This window comes from Streptosporangium sp. NPDC049376 (assembly GCF_044466505.1).
Classification (GTDB): domain Bacteria; phylum Actinomycetota; class Actinomycetes; order Streptosporangiales; family Streptosporangiaceae; genus Streptosporangium.
Window position 1 is genome coordinate 1 of record NZ_JBITMT010000046.1, and the last position, 5,157, is coordinate 5,157.

Here is a 5,157-nt window from a genome sequence, read left to right on the forward strand (position 1 = left end):
ACCTCCGTCGAACTGCGCAACCGCCTCAGCACCGCCACCGGACTCCGCCTACCGGCGACCCTCACCTTCGACCACCCCACCCCCCAGGCCATCGCTAACCTGCTCGACCGTGAGCTGGCCGGGGAGGCCGATCAGGCCGTGACCGTCGGCGCGGAGTCGGCGGGGGCGGGGCCTCTGGCCGACAACCCCGTCGTGATCGTCGGGATGGCGTGCAGGCTTCCCGGTGGGATCGAGTCTCCTGAGGCACTGTGGCGGCTGGTCGAGAGCGGGGGCGACGCCGTCTCCGAGTTCCCCACCGACCGAGGGTGGGACGTGGAGGAGCTGTACGACCCCGACCCGGACAAGGCAGGCAAGTCCTACACGCGCCACGGCGGGTTCCTGAGGGACGCCGCCGACTTCGACGCGGCGTTCTTCAACATCTCCCCCCGTGAGGCGATCGCCACCGACCCCCAGCAGCGGCTGCTGTTGGAGGTGGCCTGGGAGGCGTTCGAGCGGGCGGGCATCGACCCGCTCTCGCTGCGCGGCAGCCGTACGGGGGTGTTCGCCGGGATGATGTACCACGACTACGCGCCCCGCCTTCGGGAGATCCCGGGTGATCTGGAGGGGTACCTCGTCAACGGCAGCGCGGGAAGCATCGCCTCGGGACGGGTCTCCTACACCTTCGGCTTCGAGGGACCGGCGGTGACCGTGGACACCGCATGTTCGTCGTCGCTGGTGGCGCTGCACCTGGCCGCCCAGTCTCTGCGCTCGGGAGAGTCCGACCTGGCGCTGGCGGGCGGGGTCGCGGTGATGTCGACGCCGACCACGTTCGTCGAGTTCTCCCGACAACGGGGCCTCTCCACGGACGGGCGGTGCAAGGCGTTCTCCTCTACGGCGGACGGCACCGGCTGGGGCGAGGGTGTCAGCCTGCTGCTCCTTGAGCGGCTGTCCGACGCGCGCAGGAACGGTCACCCGGTGCTCGCGGTGGTACGCGGCTCGGCGGTGAACCAGGACGGCGCGTCGAACGGGCTGACCGCGCCCAGCGGCCCCGCGCAGCAGCGGGTCATCCGGCAGGCGCTGGCCAACGCCGGACTCGGTCCGGCCGAGGTGGACGCCGTCGAGGGTCACGGCACCGGCACGACCCTGGGTGACCCGATCGAGGCGCAGGCGGTGATCGCCACCTACGGCCAGGACAGACCCGCTGAGCGGCCCCTGTGGCTCGGCTCGCTGAAGTCGAACATCGCCCACACCCAGGCCGCCGCCGGAGGTGCGGGCGTCATCAAGATGGTGCTGGCGATGCGGTACGGCGTGCTGCCCAAGACCCTGCACGTGGAGGAGCCGACCCCGCACGTGGACTGGTCCCTCGGGACGGTCAGGCTGCTCACCGAGGCCCGGTCCTGGCCCGAGGGCGGACGGCCCAGGCGCGCGGCGGTCTCCTCCTTCGGGGTCAGCGGCACCAACGCCCACGTGATCCTGGAGCAGCCGCCCGTCATCGAGGAGGAGGAACCCGTCCGTGAGCCCGTCCAGGCCGCGCTGCCGTGGGTGCTCTCCGGGCACGTGCCCGAGGGGTTGCGCGGCCAGGCCGTCAGCCTCGCCACGTTCGTCGAGGGTCGTGACGAGCTCGAACCCGCCGACGTGGCGTACTCGCTCGTCACGACCCGTGGACCGCTGGCCGAACGTGCCGTCGTGGTCGGCGCGGACCGTGAGACGCTCGTCTCCGGGGTGCGTTCCCTCACCGGGGACGGCGCGCTCCCCGACCACGTGGTGCGCGGCACTGCGGACGTCGACGGCAAGGTCGTATTCGTCTTCCCCGGTCAGGGCGGACAGTGGCAGGGCATGGCCGCCGGGCTGCTGGAGACTGCGCCGGTCTTCGCCGAACGGCTCACCGAGTGCGCCGCGGCGCTGGCGGAGTTCACCGACTGGTCGCTGCTCGACGTGGTGCGCGGCGCGCCGGACGCCCCCGGTCTCGACCGGGTCGACGTGGTGCAGCCGGTGCTGTGGGCGGTCATGGTCTCGCTCGCCGAACTGTGGCGCTCGTACGGCGTCCGCCCCGACGCGGTGGTCGGCCACTCCCAGGGTGAGATCGCCGCGGCCGTCGTGGCCGGAGGGCTGTCGCTGCGGGACGCCGCCAGGGTGGTCGCGCTGCGCAGCCATGCCATCACGGCGCTGTCCGGCGAGGGTGGCATGGCGTCGGTCTCGCTACCCGCCGCCGAGGCGGAGGCCAGGCTCGCGGCGTGGGGCGGGCGGCTGTCCGTCGGCGTCGTCAACGGCCCGTCCAGCGTGGTGGTCTCCGGTGAGGTCGAGCCCCTGGTCGAACTGCTGGCCCAGCTCGACGCGGAGGGGGTGCGCAACCGCCGCGTCCCGGTCGACTACGCCTCTCACTCGGCTCGGGTGGAGTCCATCCACGACGACCTGGTCAAGGCGCTGTCGCCGATCGTCCCCCGCACCGGGACCGTCCCCATGCTGTCCACGGCCACCGGGGACTGGATCGACACCTCCGTTCTCGACGCGGAGTACTGGTACACCAACCTGCGGCACACGGTGCGGTTCGAGGAGGCGACCCGGGCTCTGGCCGAGGCGGGGCACACGGCCTTCGTCGAGGTCAGCCCGCATCCGGTGCTCACCGCGAGCATCCACGAGACGCTGGACTCCGGCGACGGGCCGCCCACACTGGTCACCGGGACGCTCCGCCGCGACCAGGGCGGGCTCGACAGGTTCCTGACCTCGCTGGCCGAGGCGTTCGTCCGTGGCGTCCCCGTCGACTGGACGGCCGCGTTCGCCGGAACCGGTCCGCGCCGCGTCGAACTGCCGACCTACGCCTTCCAGCGCTCGCGCTACTGGCTCGACGCGACCCGCGCCTCCACGGTCTCCTCCGCGGTCTCCGCCGCGGTGTCCACGACCGTCTCGCAGGCCGACAGGCTCGCCGGGCTCGGCCCGCAGGAGCGGCGCGAGGCCGTACTGGAGCTGGTGCGGACGGAGGTCGCGGCGGTGTTGCGGCACTCCGACCCGGAGGCGGTCGGTACGGCCACGGCCTTCCGTGAGCTCGGTCTCGACTCGCTGACCGCGGTCGATCTGCGCAACCGGCTCAGGGCGGCCACCGGGCTGCCACTTCCCACCACGTTGATCTTCGATCATCCGACCCCGGCCGGGGTGACGGGTCACATCCTCTCCCTGCTGCCCGACTCTCAGGAGGACGGCGCCGCTCCCGTCTCACCACTCGCCGCGCTGCGGCGGCTTGAGGAGGCGCTGTCCGGCGATCCCGGTGGACAGGCCGAGGTCCTGGCCCGGCTGCGTGCCCTCGTGACGCGCTTCGACGTGGCGGCGGGCGTGGACGACACGGAGATCGACCTCGACTCCGCGACCGACGACGAACTCTTCGACCTCCTGGACAGGGGCTGATCCGACATGGCCAACGACGACAAGCTGCGCGAGTATCTCAAGCGCTCGATCGCCGAGACCAAGCAGGCCGAGAGAAGGCTGCGTCACATCGAGGCCAAGGCCAGGGAGCCGATCGCGATCGTGGGCATGGCCTGCCGCCTGCCCGGCGGCACCGACACCCCCGAACAGCTCTGGGACCTCGTCTCAGGCGGCCGGGACGCCGTCACCGAGTTCCCCACGGACCGGGGATGGAACCTCGACGAACTCTACGACCCCGACCCCGACCGGCCCGGCACCTCCTACACCCGCCACGGCGGCTTCCTGGACAGCCCCGGCCACTTCGACGCCGACTTCTTCGGCATCTCCCGCCGTGAAGCCCTCGCCAGCGACCCCCAGCAACGCCTCCTGCTCGAACTCGCCTGGGAGACCCTCGAACACGCGGGCATCGACCCGGCCTCGTTGCGGGACAGCAGGACGGCGGTCTACACGGGGGTCGCCGACAACACCTACGGTTCCCGGTTCACCGAGGTGCCCGACGACCTGGAGGGGTATCTCGCCATCGGCAACCTCGCCAGTGTCGTCTCCGGGCGGATCTCCTACACCTTCGGCTTCGAGGGACCCGCGGTGACCGTGGACACCGCCTGCTCCTCCTCCCTGGTCGCACTGCACCTGGCCGTGCGGGCGCTGCGTTCCGGAGAGTCCGACCTGGCGTTGGCCGGGGGCGCAACGGTGATGGCCACCCCGATCGGGTTCACCGAGTTCTCCCGGCAGCGGGGGCTGGCGCCCGACGGCCGCTGCAAGGCCTTCTCCTCGACCGCCGACGGCACCGGCTGGGCCGAGGGCGCCGGACTCCTCCTCCTGGAGCGACTCTCCGACGCCCAACGCAACGGACACCGCGTGCTGGCCGTCGTCCGGGGCACCGCCATCAACCAGGACGGCGCCTCCAACGGCCTCACCGCCCCGAACGGCCCCGCCCAGCAGCGGGTCATCCGCCAGGCCCTCGAAGACGCCGCGCTCTCTTCCACCGATGTCGACGCCGTCGAGGCGCACGGCACCGGAACCACCCTGGGCGACCCCATCGAAGCCCAGGCACTCATCGCGGTCTACGGCGAAAACCGTTCACAAGACCAGCCCCTGTGGCTGGGGTCGCTGAAGTCCAACATCGGACACGCCCAGGCCGCCGCCGGAGTCGCCGGCATCATCAAGACCGTCCAGGCCCTCCGGCAGAAGGTCCTGCCCAAGACCCTGCACGTCGACGAGCCCACCCCGTACGTGGACTGGAGCGCAGGAACCGTACAGCTCCTCACCGAGAACACCCCCTGGCCGGAAACCGGACACCCCCGCCGGGCAGCCGTTTCCGCCTTCGGCGTCAGCGGCACCAACGCCCACGTCATCATCGAGCAGGCCCCGGAAACACCGTCGGAGCCCCGCGACGAACAGCCCAACCCCGCCCCCGTCGCGCTTCCCCTGTCAGCCCGCTCGGCGGCGGCGCTGACCGCCCAGGCCACCCGCCTGGCCGACCACCTGGAGGCTCATCCCCAGATGAGGCCCGAGGACGTGGCCCACTCCCTGGCCACCACCCGAAGCGTCTTCGAACACCGCGCGGTCGTCCTCGGCACCACGAACGCCGACCTGATCAAACGACTCCGCGCCCTCACCGACTCCCCCGTCACCACCGGCACACCCCGGGTGACCTTCCTCTTCACCGGCCAGGGCAGCCAACGCACCGGCATGGGCCGAACCCTGTATGACACCTACCCCGCCTTCGCTCACGCCTTCGACCAGGTCACCGCCCTGTTC

2 protein-coding genes are annotated in these 5,157 nt (G+C 71.8%); both read left to right on the top strand.

The window, feature by feature from the left end; genetic code table 11:
* On the top strand, positions 1 to 3,378 hold a 3,378-nt coding region (locus ACIBVQ_RS40455), incomplete at its 5' end, for a type I polyketide synthase (RefSeq protein ID WP_399184255.1).
* 6 nt (positions 3,379 to 3,384) lie between these two features.
* The coding region (locus ACIBVQ_RS40460; protein WP_399184257.1) for a type I polyketide synthase at positions 3,385 to 5,157 on the top strand (1,773 nt) is incomplete at its 3' end.